This window comes from Bradyrhizobium sp. WCU1 (assembly GCF_053474805.1).
Genome location: NZ_CM130280.1, coordinates 6,257,737 through 6,270,791 on the forward strand (window position 1 = coordinate 6,257,737; position 13,055 = coordinate 6,270,791).

Here is a 13,055-nt window from a genome sequence, read left to right on the forward strand (position 1 = left end):
ATCCTGCTGCAGGAGCGGCACGAAACGTGCAACTACCCGTGGCGGCCGCCTTCCAGATAGGCGGCGCGGATTTCCGGGCGCTGCAGCAATTCGCTGCCGGTTCCGGTGAGCGTGATCAGGCCGTTGACCATGACATAGCCGCGATGGGCGAGCTTCAGCGCATGGTTGGCGTTCTGCTCGACGATCAAGACGGTGAGGCCGTCCTGCCGGTTCAGCGTTCGGATGGCGTCGAAGATCTGGCGCGCGATCAGCGGTGCGAGGCCGAGCGAGGGCTCGTCAAGCATCAGCAGGCGGGGCCGGCTCATCAGGGCGCGGCCGATCGCGAGCATCTGCTGCTCGCCGCCCGACAGCGTGCCGCCGCGTTGTGCGATGCGTTCCTTCAGGCGCGGGAACAGCGCGAACACCCGCTCCAGCCCGGCCTCGCGTTCGGCCTCGCTGCTTTCGGTGGCGTCGGCGCCCATCTGCAGGTTCTCCGCGACGCTCATGCGCGGAAAGATTCGCCGGCCCTCGGGCGATTGCGCGATGCGCAGCCGCGCGATCTCGTGGGTCGGCACGCCGGTGATGTCATTGCCGTCATATTCGATGCTGCCGGCACGGGCGCGCGGCCGGCCGAAGATCGTCATCATCAGCGTCGACTTTCCGGCGCCGTTGGCGCCGATCAGGGCCACGATCTCGCCTCGGTTGATCTCGATGTCGACGCCCTTCAGCGCCTCGATCTTGCCATACGCCGCACGCACGCCGCGCACCGCGAGCAGGGGTGTGGTAGCAGCTAGCGCGCTCACGTGCCGCTCTCCATCACGGCGATCGCCTCTTCCTCGTCGGCCCCGAGATAGGCGGCGATCACCTTGGGGTCGTCGCGGACGGTCTGCGGCGGCCCTTCGGCGATCTTGACGCCGTAGTCCATCACCACGACGTGGTCGGAGATCTCCATCACGACCGACATGTCATGCTCGATCAGGAGGATCGAAGTGCCCTGTTCGTTGCGGATCGACAGCAGCAGCTCGTTGAGCCCGCCGCTCTCGCGCGCGTTGAGGCCAGCCGCCGGTTCGTCGAGACAGAGCAGCGCCGGCTCCGTGCACATCGCGCGCGCGATCTCGAGCCGCCGCTGGTCGCCGTAGGGCAGGTTGCCCGCGGCATCGTCGGCGCGGTCGAGCAGGCCGACGCGCTTGAGCCAGGTCCGCGCCAGCTCGATGGCGCGCTGCTCGGCCTCGCGCCAGGACGGCAGGCCGAGCAGCCCGAGCACGGTCAGGCCCGAGGCGCGCATCAGCGCGTTGTGCTGGGCGACCATCAGATTCTCCAGCGCGGTCATGCCGGGAAACAGCCGGATGTTCTGGAAGGTTCGCGCCACCTTGGCCTGCTTGGAGATGCGGAAATCGTTCAGCCGCTCGAGCTGGATGGTGCGGCCGTCGTCATGGGCGAGGCGGATCGCGCCGCCGCTCGGCCGGTAGAAACCGGTGATGCAATTGAACACGGTGGTCTTGCCGGCGCCGTTCGGCCCGATCAGCGCGGTTATCTTGCGCCGCTCGGCGGCGAAGGAGAGCTCGTTGACCGCGACGATGCCGCCGAAGCGCATCATCAGGCGGTCGACGGTGAGGATGGGGTCGCCGCTCATCCGTGGCCCTCCTTGACGAGGTCGGAGGAGATCGCCTGGTTGCGCTCCAGGAACACGGTCGGCGCGCGATGGCCGATCAGCCCGCGCGGCCGCCAGATCATCAAGAGCACCATCGCCATGCCGAACACCAGCATGCGGTACTGATCGAGCCCGCGGAACAGTTCGAAGCCGCCGATCATGGTCAGTGCGGCGAGCGCAACGCCGAGCTGCGAGCCCATGCCGCCGAGCACGACGATCGCCAGCACCAGCGCCGATTCCTGGAAGGTGAAGGATTCCGGGCTGATGAAGCCCTGGCGCGTTGCGAAGAACGCGCCGGCGAAGCCGCCGAACATCGCACCGGTCGCGAACGCCGTCAGCTTGGTGGTCGTGGTGTTGATGCCGAGCGCGCGGCAGGCGACCTCGTCCTCGCGCAGCGCTTCCCAGGCGCGGCCGATCGGCAGCCGCCGCAGCCGGATCGTCACCCAGTTGGTGAGCAGCGCCATCCCCAGGATCAGATAGAACAGGAAGACGAGGCGGTGGGTCGGCGAGAACTCGATGCCGAGCTTGGCGGCGAGCCCGTCATCGCCGGGCGTCAGCGGAATGCCGAACATGGTCGGACGCGGAATCCCGGAGACGCCGTTGGGGCCGCCGGTCAGACTCTGCCAGTTGATGATGACGAGGCGGATGATCTCGCCGAATGCGAGCGTCACGATCGCGAGATAGTCGCCGCGCAGCCGCAGCACCGGGAAGCCGAGCAGCACGCCCCAGAACGCCGCCAGGATGCCGGCGAGCGGCAGGCAGACCCAGAACGACAATCCGAAATTGGTCGCAAGCAGCGCGTAGGAATAGGCGCCGACCGCATAGAAGGCGACATAGCCGAGGTCGAGCAGGCCGGCGAGCCCGACCACGACGTTCAACCCCCATCCCAGCATCACATAGGTCAGGACCAGGATCGACAGGTCGAGAATGTAGCGCTGGTTGTAGAAGATGACGGGCACGAGGAAGGTGAACACCAGCAGCGCCGGCGCCAGCCAGCGGCCGGCGAACGACATCGCCGATTGCACCGGTTTCGGCACGAGGCGGTCCTTGTCGACCGGCCCCCACCATTGCCGCAGCAGCTCGATGATGATGCTGCCGCCGAACACGGTGCCGACCAGTGCGGCGAGGTCGCCGAACCGGGTCCAGTAGATCAGGCCGCCCTGCGGTCCGGCCTCGGTGCGCACGCCGATCATCAGCGAGAACAGCACCAGCGCGACGAGGGCGCTGATCAGCGCTTTCTTGAGAATGAAGGCGCTGCCCGAGGGCTGCGCGGCGTGCGAGGGGCGGGCTGAGGTCGCGCTCACGAAGTGCCTGTCAGACTTTTTCGACTTCGGGACGGCCGAGCAGGCCGGTCGGCATGAAGATCAGCACCACGATCAGGATCGAGAACGCGGCGACGTCCTTGTACTCCACCGAGAAATAGGCCGACCAGAACGTCTCGATCAGGCCGATCGCGAGCCCGCCGAGCATTGCGCCCGGCAGCGAGCCGATGCCGCCGAGCACGGCGGCCGTGAACGCCTTGATGCCGGCGACGAAGCCCATGAAGAAATCGACCAGGCCGTAATACAGCAGGTACATCATGCCGGCGACGGCGGCGAGCGCGGCCCCGATCACGAAGGTCATCGAGATGGTGCGGTCGACGTCGACGCCGAGCAGCGCGGCCATGGTCTGGTCCTGCTCGCAGGCGCGCATGTCGCGCCCGAGCCGGGTGCGCGACACCAGCCAGGTGAACAGCGCGAGCACCACGATGGTGGCGAGCACGACCATGATCTGGATGTTGGACAGCTGCACGGCGAAGCCCTGCGAGCCTTCATGCAGCGTGTAGCCGCCGGTGATGATCGGCGGCACCGGCTTGACGCGCGCGCCCTGCGACACCTGCGAGAAGTTGGTCAGCACGAACGACATGCCGATCGCCGACAGCATCGGCGCCAGGCGGAACGAATGCCGCAGCGGCCGGTAGGCGATACGCTCGATGGTCCAGCCGTAGAGCGCGGTGATCGCCATCGAGACCAGGAGCACGATGAGCAGGATGAGCGGGATCGCGGTGAGGCCGAGCGACACCAGCACCAGGAACGAGATCAGCGCGATGAAGCCGCCGATCATGAAGATGTCGCCATGGGCGAAGTTGATCATGCCGACGATGCCGTAGACCATCGTGTAGCCGATGGCGATCAGGCCATAGATCGAACCGAGCACGAGGCCGTTGATCAGTTGCTGGGCGAAATAATCCATGCGCTGCCGTCAGGGCCTGTTCGGTTGAGAACCGAACGGGCTCTCGGTTTGATTTGGACGCGTTGTCTTCACGCGAACCGGTCTCCACTTCGCTCGAAAACGCCACGTCGCGGGTGACGCGGCGAGGGCCCCCGGCAGCCTGGTCCGTCGCGTCGCGGTATTTTCTAACAGCGGAACCCCGGCGGCGGCAACAGCATGGCAGCAGCAGAGAGGGCTTTGTACATAACTACTTTGGCGGGTGCGGTTCCGATGTCACAGGGGGCGACACCTCGTTGCCTTGCAATGATCGCGCCGGAACCCGCGTTCCCAGCGCAACTGCGGTCCCGATGCGCGCGTTGTCCCCAGCTTGATGAAACAACGAGCATCCGGAGCCCAGGTCAGAAGCGCGGGTGCCTCAGGAACCGTCCCGGCGTGAGAAGCCCGAAGCCCTCATCGGGGCAACTGAGCAGCTGCAACAAAAAGGGTCTCGCCGCGTCGCGAGGTCCCTGTCGTCAGCTCATTTGTTTGTGTCCGCTGTGGTTCATGCCAATTGATCGGCGAAGCGGCCGCGGAAGGCGTATGATCCGAAATGCGTCAATTCGCTGCGCAGGTCGAGCCAGATCTCGCCGCCGAGGTCGAGCCAGCGCCGGCAGAACGCGTAGTCTTCCGACAGATACTCGCCGGTCGTCTTGTCGATCATGCATTCGAACAGCGACACGCGGTCGAGGTCGGCGCGCACCAGGTCGCCGGTGTTCAAGTCATTGGTCTTGTGGTTGGCTCGATATTTCAGCTCCGGATGGGCATCACACATCCTGACGAGGACCGACCGCTTCAGCAGCAGGAACCCGGTCCCGGCGTAGCGGACCTTTGCGAAACCGTCGCGAGCCTGGATCTGCTCGCCCTCCCACGTCACGACATAGTCCAGCGACGATGATGCGAGGTTCTGCCGCTTGGCGTCGGCCGCCCGCTGCACCTTTGCCCAATCGATGTGCTTGAGCGGATAGGCCGCCGCCGAAACGTCGGCGCCCCTGTCCAGCAGCCGGAACACGGACTCGGGCTCGAACCCGATATCGGCATCGATGAACAGCAGATGGCTGGCGCCGGACATCAGGAATTGGTGGGCCAGTTCGTTCCGGGCGCGCACGATCAGCGATTCGTTTCCGATCAGGTTGAACTGGATGTCGATGCCCCGGGCCGTGGCCGCAGCCTGCAGCTTCAGCGCTGATAACACATAGGCCATCTTCAGGTCGCCGCCGAAGCAGGGCGTTGCGACGAAAACGCGGGTTCTTTCGGTCATTTTACCCCCTTTTGTCTCGGCTGGCGCAGGATCCCGGCCGGCCCCGATCGCATCGGTCCCGGCACAATCGCACCGCGCTTAACCTTAACAAAGGGTTTAAATTGCTGCCGGCAATCGATCGGCGTTACCTCGCAGGCTGAACCGTCGCCGGTCGATAAGGCGCGGCAAGCACGGGAAGCGGCAATGTCGAGTAACTGGCGGATCAGCTCCTTCAATGGCGCGCTGCTTGCGGTCTATTTCATTCCGGTCTGGACCATCATCGCCTTCAGCATCATGGTGTCGCCGATCCACGGCCTCTATGAGCGGCCGAGCGTGTCGATCGCACTGTATGCGAGCGACTATCTGCACCTCGGCAAGATGGCGACGGTGCGGCTGGCATGGCTGCTGGCGCTGGCGCGGATCACCGTGGTGGCGTTCTTCGCGGTCTTCCTGGCGATGGCCGCGTTCTCGCCGCTGCGTAGAAACAGCAGCGGCGCCGACGAGGCGCTTGCGGTGGCGCTCTGCCTCGGCAGCGTGCTGAGCTTCGCCAGCATGATGATGGCCTCCAGGGTCGGCGAGATCGAAGCGCTGCGGATGCACGCGTCGGAGCTTCTGATGCTGCTCGGCACCGCGATCGTGATGCTGTTCGAGCAGCCGGCGAAGCCCGTCACCAAGGCGCCTGTCGCCGAGGCCGGAGCCCCGGCGAGCGAGCTATCCCTTCAGCAGCCCTAGTTCGGCAATGATCGCACCGGCTTCCTTGACGGCGTGATTGGCCGCGGGCACGCCGCAATAGATAGCCTGTTGCAGCAGGATCTCCTTGATGTCCTCGGGCGTGAAGCCGCCCTCAGTGAGCGCGGCGCGCACGTGCAGGCGGAACTCATCCCATTGGCCGAGCGCGACCATGGTGCCGATGACGAGCACGCGGCGCGTGCGGTGATCGAAATGCGGCCGCGTCCAGATCTCACCCCACGCATAGCGCGTGATCAGATCCTGGAAGTCGGTGTTGAACGCGTTGCGGTTCTTGATCGACTTGTCGACCCATTCATTGCCGAGCACCTTGCGGCGCTGAGTCATGCCGTCGTCGCGGCGCTGGTTGTCGTCCATTGAATTCTCCTCCTCGTCATCGCGAGGAGCGAAGCGACGAAGCAATCCATGTTACGGCAGGCGGTGACATGGATTGCTTCGCTTCGCTTGCAATGACGTCCATTGCTGCTCGGGGGCTAGCGTTGCGTCAGGAAGCCGACCACGGCTTCGGTGAAGGCGTGCGACTGCTCGACATTGGAGATGTGCGCGGCATCCAGCAGCGTCATGCTGGCGCCGGGAATGCCGCTGCGGATCATCTCACCCGCCGACACCGGCGTCGCCATGTCCTGCTTGCCTGCGATCACCAGTGTCGGGCTCTTGATCCCAGGCAGCAGCGCGCGCTGGTCGAGCGTCGACAACGCTTCGCAGCAGGCGAGATAGCCTTCGACCGGAGAGGCCAGCAGCATCGCCTTCATGCGCGCCGTGGTCTCAGGCTCGCGCTCGCGGAATTCGGCGGTCAGCCAGCCCGCGATCACGGTGTCGGCGACCGCGGCGATGCCGCCTTGCTTCACCGCCTTGATGCGATTCAGCCAGTTGGTCGGATCGGGATAGTAGCAGGCGGTGTTGGCGAGGATGATCTTGCCGAATCTTTCGGGAGCGTTGGCGCCAAGCCATTGTCCGACCATGCCGCCCATCGACAGGCCGCACCAATGCACCTTCTCGATGTTGAGGTCATCGAGGATCGCGAGCACGTCGCGGCCGAACCGTTCCATCGAGTAGGGGCCGGCCGGGACGCCGGATTTGCCGTGACCACGGCGGTCGTAGCGGATGACGCGGAACATCTGCGTCAGCGCCCGCATCTGCGGCTCCCACATCTGCAAGGTGCAGCCGAGCGAATTCGACAGCATCAAGGTCGGCCCGCCGTCGCGGCCATCCACCTGGACGTTGAGCAGGCATCCGTCGGCGTTGATCATCGGCATCGTCTTGTCCCTCTCGTCATGCGCTTGCCGGGCCAAGCCCGGCAATGACATCTTCGCTATTTCTCATCCAGTGAAGCCAGCAACCGGTCGATCAGCACCTGTGAGGCGCCCTGATAGGCCATCGGCTCGAACAGTCCTGCGATCCGCTTGGTGTCGAGATGCGCGGTGACCTTGGCATCCGCCGACAGCACATCGCGCAGATGCTTCTTATCGGCGACCGCCTTCTTGCTGGCGGCCTCGATCAAGTGATGGGCGTCGCTCTTGCCGATCTTGTCGGCCAGCGCAAAGGTGACGGCTTCCGCCATGATCAGCCCTTGCGTCGCATCGAGATTGACGCGCATCCGCGCCGCATCGACCTCGAGCCCCTCGGCGAGATCGACGATCGCGGCAAGCGCACCTGAAGTCACCAGCATCAGGCTCGGCAGGGTCGGCCATTCCGCGTGCCACGGGCCGGCGCTGCGCTCATGGTCCTGCACCTGTGCGGCGAAGATCGTCGCGGCGAGATTCGGCGCCATCGTCGCGGCGCCGAGCGCGCTCGCGGCGGCGACCGGATTGCGCTTGTGCGGCATGGTGGAGGAGCCGCCGCGGCCGGCGCCGGCCGGCTCGAAGGCTTCGCCGACATCGGTCTGCATCATCAGCGAAACGTCCCGCGCGATCTTGCCGCAGCTGCCGGCGAGGATGGCGAACACGGACGCGGCCTCCGCGATGCGGTCGCGATGGGTGTGCCAGGGCGCATCGGGCAGGGGCAGGTCGAGGTCTTTCGCCAGTGCTGCGGCCACCGCTAGTCCCTTGTCCCCGAGCGCGGCGAGGGTGCCGGCGGCCCCGCCGAATTGCAGGGCCAGCGTCTCGCGGCGCAGCCGCAGCAAGCGCTGGCGCGAGCGATGCAGCGCCGCGGCATATTCGGCGAGCTTGAGGCCGAACGGCATCGGCAGCGCGTGTTGCAACCAGGTGCGCGCCACCACTGCGGTGTCGCGGTGGGCACGCGCAAGCCCGGCAAATCCGGCAATCGCGCGATCGAGATCGGCGAGCAGCGCATCGATGCCGGCGCGCAACGACAGCATGGTCGCAGTGTCGACGACGTCCTGGCTGGTTGCGCCCCAATGCACGTAGCGGGCCGCCTCGGCATCCGCTTTGGCGACGTTGGTGGTCAGGGCCTTCACAAGGGGAATCGCCAGATTGCCCGATCGCGTCGCCGCATCGGCCAACGCCGCGAGGTCGAATGATTCGGCTTTGCAGGCCGCGGCAATCGGTCCAGCGCTGGCTGCGGGAATCACGCCGCAGGCCACCTCGGCGCGGGCCAGCGCGGCCTCGAAATCCAGCATGTTCTGCAGGGTGGCGGCGTCGTCGCACACCGCGCGCATCGCCGCGCTCGACAGCATCGGCGCAAGCAGGGGGGAGAGGGCTGTGCTCATGGCGCGCGACCTAACCACTCCTGCGCGTCGCTGCCAATGCCCCTGCGCTGCCGTCACATCCGGCAAGCGGACCGCGCGATTTCGTGAACGATGCGCTCGGCTTGCTGCGGTTGCGAATATGCATCGCTCATCCTCCCAAGGTGGCCTTTCCTTTGCGCCCGGGCTGCTTTACTTGGGGGAAAAGGTTTCTTGCGATCGAGGAGGTCCCCCCATGGCCATGACAATGACCGGCGAAGTCCAGCTTGCAGCGCCGCGACAGGCTGTGTGGGACAAGCTCAACGATCCCGAGGTGTTGAAGGCCTGCATTCCCGGCTGCGAAGAGCTGGAGAAGACCGATGAGGGCGGCTTCCGCGCCACCGCCAAGATGAAGGTCGGCCCGGTCTCCGCCCGCTTCAAGGGCAAGGTCATGCTCAGCGACCTTGATCCGCCGAACGGCTACAAGATCTCGGGCGAAGGCGAGGGCGGGGTCGCCGGCTTCGCCAAGGGCGGCGCCACCGTCGGCCTTGCCGACAAGGACGGCGGCACGCTTCTGAGCTACAACGTGGAGGCGCAGATCGGCGGCAAGCTCGCCCAGCTCGGCCAGCGCCTGATCAACGGCGCCGCCAAGAAGCTGGCCGACGAATTCTTTGCAAATTTTGCAAAGGCGGTGCAGGGTTAGCCCTGCCTTCCGGCTGGACTATCTGGGTCCGGCCAAGGCTTCCCGCTATGTCCTGGATGGGTGGCTCCAAAGGTTGCCCATCGCGGGGCGCGCCCATATTATGCCGTCTGGAATGATTTTAAACCGCCTGCTTCGCCGATATGCGGCGGGGCAGATAAGAGAGTGCTGATGGCCAAGATTTCAATGATCGTGAACGGCAATCCCGTTAACGCGAATGTCGACCCCCGTACCCTTCTGGTCCAGTTCCTGCGCGAAAACCTGCGGCTGACAGGCACCCATGTCGGCTGCGACACCTCGCAGTGCGGCGCCTGCGTCGTGCACCTGGACGGCAAGGCGGTGAAGTCCTGCACGACGCTTGCGGTGATGGCCGACGGTCATGAGGTCAAGACCATCGAGGGGTTGGCCGCCGATGGCGCGCCGCTGCATCCGATGCAGGAGGCCTTCCGCGAGCATCATGGCCTGCAGTGCGGCTTTTGCACGCCGGGCATGATCATGACCGCCGTCGACCTGGTCCATCGCAAGGGCCACGACCTCTCCGACGAGGTGATCCGTGAGGAGCTGGAAGGCAATCTGTGCCGCTGCACCGGCTACCAGAACATCGTCGCCTCGATCGCCGCCGGCGCCAAGGCGATGGCCAAGTCGGATTTGGCCTGACAAGCCGGATCCCGCTTAATCAGCAATTCGTCGCGACTGCGATCAGGACATTCCCAGGAATTTCGCCAATGTACGAATTCAAATATCATCGCCCCGGCACCGTGCGGCAGGCCGCCAACCTCCTGGTGAAGAACGAGGACGCGAAGCTGATCGCCGGCGGTCACACGCTGGTGCCTGTCATGAAGCAGCGGCTCGCAAGCCCGCCGCATCTGGTCGACCTCTCCCATATCGAAGGTCTCGACACGATCGAGATGAAGGGCCGCTCGCTGGTGATCGGCGCCACCGCCAAGCACGCCGAAGTGGCGAACTCCGCGATCGTTGGCGAAGCGATCCCGGCGCTCGCCGAACTCGCAGGCATGATCGGCGATCCCGCGGTGCGCCATCGCGGCACCATCGGCGGCTCGCTCGCCAACAACGATCCGACCGCCGACTACCCGGCCGCGGTGCTGGCGCTGGGCGCGACCATCGTCACCAACAAGCGTCGCCTGAAAGCCGAGGAGTATTTCCAGGGCTTGTTCTCGACCGCGCTGGAGGCCGACGAGATCATCACCAAGGTGATGTTCCCGCTGCCGAAGAAGGCGGCCTACATCAAGTTCCGCAACCAGGCCTCGCGCTACGCGTTGGTCGGTGTGTTCGTGGCCAAGCGTCCGTCCGACGTCCGCGTCGCGGTCACGGGTGCGGGCTCCGACGGCGTGTTCCGCGCCACCGCGTTCGAGGAGGCCTTGAAGAAGCGCTTCTCGCACAAGGTGCTCGACGGCATCGCGGTTCCCGCCGAAGGGCTGAACAGCGACCTGCACGGCAGTGCGGAATACCGCGCCCACCTGATCGGCGTTTTGACGCGCCGGGCGGTGGAAGCCGCCAATGCCAAGGGCTAAATCCAAGGACTAGATCCAAGGGACTAGATCGGAACTGGATCCCAGGGACTAGATTTCACGCGTGACCTCGCTGACCCCCGTTCGAAGACTGGCTGTTCCATGAGTGCATCGGCGTTACCCACTTCCGTCGATGCGCTCGAGGAGCTCTTGACCTCGCGCGGCTATCTGGCCGAGCGGTCGCTAGCGACCGTCACCTATCTCGCGCTGCGCATGGGCCGGCCGCTGTTCCTCGAAGGTGAGGCCGGCGTCGGCAAGACCGAGATCGCCAAGGTGCTGTCGGCGGCGCTCGGGCGCAAGCTGATCCGCCTGCAATGCTATGAGGGCCTCGACGTCGCTTCCGCCGTCTATGAGTGGAGCAGCGCGGCGCAGATGATCGCGATCCGCCTCGCTGAAGCCTCCGGCGATACCGATCGCGACCAGCTCGCGAGCGACATCTTCGCCGAGCGCTTCCTGATCAAGCGGCCGCTGTTGCAGGCGCTCGAGCCGGATGTCGCGGGGCCGCCGGTGCTCTTGATCGACGAGCTCGACCGCGCCGACGAGGCGTTCGAGGCCTATCTCTTGGAAATCCTCAGCGACTTCCAGGTCACCATTCCCGAGCTCGGCACCGTGAAGGCGCCGGCGCCGCCGATCGTGATCATCACCTCGAATCGCACCCGCGAGATCCACGACGCGCTGAAGCGGCGCTGCCTCTATCACTGGGTGGATTATCCCACAGCCGAGCGAGAGCTCGCGATCGTCAAATCGCGGGTGCCGAACATCTCCGCCAAGCTGTCGCAGCAGGTCGTCCGCTTCGTGCAGGCGCTGCGCAACCAGGACTTCTACAAGTCGCCGGGCGTTGCCGAGACCATCGACTGGGCCACCGCACTGTCCGAGCTCGACGCCCGCTCGCTGACGCCGCAGGTGGTCGGCGACACGCTGGGCGCGCTGCTGAAATACCAGGACGACATCGCGCGCATGCAGGGCGATGCGTTGCAGAAGACATTGAAGGAAGCGACGAGCGACTAGCCGTCATTCCGGGGCGCGCACAGCGCGAGCCGGAATCCATCGGGCCGCCTTGACGCTGAACAATGGATTCCGGGCTCTCGCTTCGCGATCCCCGGAATGACGGGAGTGGATAGCTCGATGCCGATCAACCACCTCAATCCCCCGACCGGCCACATGGCCGACAATGTGATCGGCTTTGCCCGCGCGCTGCGGGCGGCGGGGTTGCCGGTCGGGCCGGGCTCGGTGATCGATGCGCTCAATGCGTTGCAGTTGATCGAGGTCGGCAACCGCTCCGATTTCTACGCCACGCTGGAGGCGATCTTCGTCAAGCGCCATGAGCACGCGCTGATCTTCCACCAGGCCTTCATGCTGTTCTTCCGAGCCGCTGAGGAGTGGAAGAGCATGCTGGATTCGGTGCCGCTGCCCGACCACGCCAGGAAGAAGCCGCCGCCGGCCTCGCGCCGGGTCCAGGAGGCGATGGCGCAGCCGGCGAAAACCGAGGAGCGGCCGCAGGCCCAGGAGCAGGAGCTGAAGCTATCGGTCTCCGACAAGGAGGTGCTGCAGAAGAAGGATTTCGCGCAGATGACCGCGGCCGAGATCGCCGAGGTGACGCGCGAGATCGCCAAGATGCGGTTGCCGCAGGCCGAGCTCGTCACCCGCCGTTACCAGCCGAACGCGCGCGGCCTGCGGCTCGACATGCGCCGGACCGTGCGCAATTCGCTGCGCACCGGCGGTGAGATCATCGATATCAGGAAGCTCGGTCGGATCGAGAAGCCGGCGCCGATCGTGGCGCTGCTCGATATCTCCGGCTCGATGAGCGAGTACACCCGGCTGTTCCTGCACTTCCTGCATGCCATCACCGACGCCCGCAAGCGGGTCTCGGTGTTCCTGTTCGGCACCCGCCTGACCAATGTGACGCGCGCGTTACGGGCGCGTGACCCCGACGAGGCGCTGGCGAGCTGCTCGTCCTCGGTCGAGGACTGGGCCGGCGGGACCCGGATCGCGACCTCGCTGCACACCTTCAACCAGCTCTGGGCCCGCCGGGTGCTAGGGCAGGGCGCCATCGTCCTCCTTATATCCGATGGACTAGAACGGGAGGCGGATGCCAAACTGGCCTTCGAAATGGACCGTTTGCACCGCTCCTGCCGCCGCCTGATCTGGCTCAACCCGCTGCTGCGCTATTCCGGCTTCGAGGCCAAGGCGCAGGGCATCAAAATGATGCTGCCCCACGTTGACGAATTTCGCCCGGTGCATAACTTGACGTCCATCAAGGGCTTGATCGGGGCGCTGTCATCCCCGCCGCCGGCGCACCACCGCAGTTTGATCCGTTCCGTAGCCTAGAAGCCTGACCC

The 13,055-nt window shown here is 65.6% G+C and carries 14 protein-coding genes; 6 read left to right on the top strand and 8 right to left on the bottom strand.

All coding sequences use genetic code 11. The features are described 5' to 3' along the window. Positions 1-32: 32 nt before the first annotated feature. The 5 genes from ACTUWL_RS29230 to ACTUWL_RS29250 form a co-directional block, all read right to left on the bottom strand. The gene (locus ACTUWL_RS29230) at positions 33-782 is read right to left on the bottom strand and encodes an ABC transporter ATP-binding protein (RefSeq protein ID WP_021077813.1); all 750 of its coding nucleotides are present in this window, start codon (positions 780-782) and stop codon (positions 33-35) included. Next, positions 779-1,612, bottom strand: coding sequence for an ABC transporter ATP-binding protein (locus ACTUWL_RS29235; RefSeq protein ID WP_021077812.1), 834 nt, complete (start codon positions 1,610-1,612; stop codon positions 779-781). Before ACTUWL_RS29235 ends, ACTUWL_RS29230 begins: the two co-directional genes overlap by 4 nt. Then, the gene (livM, locus tag ACTUWL_RS29240) at positions 1,609-2,934 is read right to left on the bottom strand and encodes a high-affinity branched-chain amino acid ABC transporter permease LivM (RefSeq protein WP_021077811.1); all 1,326 of its coding nucleotides are present in this window, start codon (positions 2,932-2,934) and stop codon (positions 1,609-1,611) included. The genes ACTUWL_RS29235 and livM overlap by 4 nt, the downstream gene beginning before the upstream one ends. Before the next feature lie 10 nt (positions 2,935-2,944). Beyond that, the gene (locus tag ACTUWL_RS29245; RefSeq protein ID WP_018272404.1) at positions 2,945-3,862 is read right to left on the bottom strand and encodes an ABC transporter permease subunit; all 918 of its coding nucleotides are present in this window, start codon (positions 3,860-3,862) and stop codon (positions 2,945-2,947) included. Between the two features lie 520 nt (positions 3,863-4,382). Beyond that, positions 4,383-5,138, bottom strand: a complete 756-nt coding sequence (locus ACTUWL_RS29250) for a hypothetical protein (RefSeq protein WP_021077810.1) — start codon at positions 5,136-5,138, stop codon at positions 4,383-4,385. 183 nt (positions 5,139-5,321) lie between these two features. On the opposite strand from ACTUWL_RS29250, the gene ACTUWL_RS29255 reads away from it, so the two are divergent. Continuing rightward, positions 5,322-5,849: a hypothetical protein gene (locus ACTUWL_RS29255; protein ID WP_021077809.1), complete on the top strand. Its 528-nt coding sequence runs from the start codon at positions 5,322-5,324 to the stop codon at positions 5,847-5,849. Here ACTUWL_RS29255 and ACTUWL_RS29260 read toward each other — a convergent pair. The 3 genes from ACTUWL_RS29260 to ACTUWL_RS29270 all read right to left on the bottom strand — a co-directional run bounded on the left by ACTUWL_RS29260 (position 5,829) and on the right by ACTUWL_RS29270 (position 8,532). Further along, complete coding sequence (locus tag ACTUWL_RS29260; RefSeq protein WP_021077808.1) at positions 5,829-6,221, bottom strand: carboxymuconolactone decarboxylase family protein; 393 nt, start codon at positions 6,219-6,221, stop codon at positions 5,829-5,831. The genes ACTUWL_RS29255 and ACTUWL_RS29260 overlap by 21 nt on opposite strands. 116 nt (positions 6,222-6,337) lie before the next feature. Beyond that, entirely contained in the window at positions 6,338-7,120 is a 783-nt protein-coding gene (gene pcaD / locus ACTUWL_RS29265; RefSeq protein WP_021077807.1) for a 3-oxoadipate enol-lactonase, read from the bottom strand. Positions 7,121-7,176: 56 nt separating this feature from the next. Then, positions 7,177-8,532 (bottom strand): 3-carboxy-cis,cis-muconate cycloisomerase, encoded by a 1,356-nt coding sequence (locus tag ACTUWL_RS29270; protein WP_021077806.1) that lies wholly within the window; start codon positions 8,530-8,532, stop codon positions 7,177-7,179. 211 nt (positions 8,533-8,743) lie between these two features. Here ACTUWL_RS29270 and ACTUWL_RS29275 point away from each other — a divergent pair, with 211 nt between their 5' ends. From ACTUWL_RS29275 to ACTUWL_RS29295, 5 genes are all read left to right on the top strand, one after another. Continuing rightward, positions 8,744-9,190 carry an SRPBCC family protein gene (locus ACTUWL_RS29275; RefSeq protein WP_021077805.1) on the top strand — a complete coding sequence of 149 codons (447 nt, stop codon included), beginning with the start codon at positions 8,744-8,746 and terminating at the stop codon, positions 9,188-9,190. Positions 9,191-9,358: 168 nt separating this feature from the next. Further along, positions 9,359-9,844 carry a (2Fe-2S)-binding protein gene (locus tag ACTUWL_RS29280; RefSeq protein WP_021077804.1) on the top strand — a complete coding sequence of 162 codons (486 nt, stop codon included), beginning with the start codon at positions 9,359-9,361 and terminating at the stop codon, positions 9,842-9,844. Between the two features lie 68 nt (positions 9,845-9,912). Beyond that, the gene (locus ACTUWL_RS29285; protein WP_021077803.1) at positions 9,913-10,719 is read left to right on the top strand and encodes an FAD binding domain-containing protein; all 807 of its coding nucleotides are present in this window, start codon (positions 9,913-9,915) and stop codon (positions 10,717-10,719) included. A 99-nt stretch (positions 10,720-10,818) separates the two neighbouring features. Next, positions 10,819-11,724, top strand: a complete 906-nt coding sequence (locus ACTUWL_RS29290) for an AAA family ATPase (RefSeq protein WP_021077802.1) — start codon at positions 10,819-10,821, stop codon at positions 11,722-11,724. Positions 11,725-11,841: 117 nt separating this feature from the next. Beyond that, positions 11,842-13,044, top strand: a complete 1,203-nt coding sequence (locus ACTUWL_RS29295) for a vWA domain-containing protein (protein WP_021077801.1) — start codon at positions 11,842-11,844, stop codon at positions 13,042-13,044. Positions 13,045-13,055 lie beyond the last annotated feature (11 nt).

Excerpts from the sequence above, each read along its gene's own strand:
- ACTUWL_RS29235 (WP_021077812.1), bottom strand. The coding sequence starts at position 1,612 with ATGAGCGGCGACCCCATCCTCACCGTCGACCGCCTGATGATGCGCTTC.
- ACTUWL_RS29245 (WP_018272404.1), bottom strand. The coding sequence starts at position 3,862 with ATGGATTATTTCGCCCAGCAACTGATCAACGGCCTCGTGCTCGGTTCG.
- ACTUWL_RS29250 (WP_021077810.1), bottom strand. The coding sequence starts at position 5,138 with ATGACCGAAAGAACCCGCGTTTTCGTCGCAACGCCCTGCTTCGGCGGC.
- ACTUWL_RS29255 (WP_021077809.1), top strand. The coding sequence starts at position 5,322 with ATGTCGAGTAACTGGCGGATCAGCTCCTTCAATGGCGCGCTGCTTGCG.
- ACTUWL_RS29260 (WP_021077808.1), bottom strand. The coding sequence starts at position 6,221 with ATGGACGACAACCAGCGCCGCGACGACGGCATGACTCAGCGCCGCAAG.
- pcaD (WP_021077807.1), bottom strand. The coding sequence starts at position 7,120 with ATGCCGATGATCAACGCCGACGGATGCCTGCTCAACGTCCAGGTGGAT.
- ACTUWL_RS29270 (WP_021077806.1), bottom strand. The coding sequence starts at position 8,532 with ATGAGCACAGCCCTCTCCCCCCTGCTTGCGCCGATGCTGTCGAGCGCG.
- ACTUWL_RS29275 (WP_021077805.1), top strand. The coding sequence starts at position 8,744 with ATGGCCATGACAATGACCGGCGAAGTCCAGCTTGCAGCGCCGCGACAG.
- ACTUWL_RS29280 (WP_021077804.1), top strand. The coding sequence starts at position 9,359 with ATGGCCAAGATTTCAATGATCGTGAACGGCAATCCCGTTAACGCGAAT.
- ACTUWL_RS29285 (WP_021077803.1), top strand. The coding sequence starts at position 9,913 with ATGTACGAATTCAAATATCATCGCCCCGGCACCGTGCGGCAGGCCGCC.
- ACTUWL_RS29290 (WP_021077802.1), top strand. The coding sequence starts at position 10,819 with ATGAGTGCATCGGCGTTACCCACTTCCGTCGATGCGCTCGAGGAGCTC.
- ACTUWL_RS29295 (WP_021077801.1), top strand. The coding sequence starts at position 11,842 with ATGCCGATCAACCACCTCAATCCCCCGACCGGCCACATGGCCGACAAT.